The 594-nt window shown below is 47.5% G+C and carries 1 protein-coding gene and 1 pseudogene; one reads left to right on the top strand and one right to left on the bottom strand.

What is annotated here, in order from left to right:
* Positions 1 to 328, top strand: a 328-nt coding sequence (locus IQR33_RS34300) for an EamA family transporter (RefSeq protein ID WP_228014121.1), incomplete at its 5' end; no start/stop codon positions are given.
* A gap of 68 nt (positions 329 to 396) precedes the next feature.
* Here IQR33_RS34300 and IQR33_RS34295 read toward each other — a convergent pair.
* Positions 397 to 594: pseudogene (locus IQR33_RS34295) on the bottom strand (porin family protein); the annotation flags it as partial.

Genomic DNA, 594 nt, shown 5'->3' with positions numbered 1-594 from the left:
CTTCTACTTGGGCGTGCAGTTTTGGGCAATTGGTATTCCTGCTCTTGTGTGGTGCTTAGTTACGGGCAAACCAGATGAGATTAAGACTGCGTGGCAGATCCGCAAAACAGCCAGCATGGCAGGGGTAATGATGGCATCCACCTACGGCTTGGTGCTGTTTGCGATGACCATGACAGACAACGTGAGTTTGGTGGTGGCACTAAGGCAAATCAGCATTGTGTTTGGATTGTTTATGGGGATTTGGTTTCTGTCTGAGAAATGGTATCTCACCCGAGGGCTTGGCGTTACTTCTATCGTGGCGGGGATCATTCTCGCGCTTGCGTATTGACCTATATTCACGAAAAAAGGCAGCGAATGAGCCTCTCGCTGCCTTTTGTATTAACTTGTAAGCCTTGTTTAAAAACGCAGTTGCGCACCAAACATCACGCCGCTAGAGTCAAAATCGCTGTTTTTTGAGTACACATATTCTGCATTCAAACCAAAGTGTTTATAGCTCCAGCCGATACCGCCAGCCGCTTCACCTCCGACACTTGAGTGTTCGATGTTCTTGCTCTGACCGTTCACTTTATAAGTGTATTCGAGAGTGTAGAGAGT

Source organism: Vibrio sp. OPT46 (assembly GCF_015163535.1).
In the GTDB taxonomy this organism is placed as follows: Bacteria; Pseudomonadota; Gammaproteobacteria; order Enterobacterales; family Vibrionaceae; genus Vibrio; species Vibrio alginolyticus.
The sequence above is the reverse complement of the archived record's forward strand: the minus strand, read 5'-3'. Positions and strand labels throughout refer to the sequence as shown.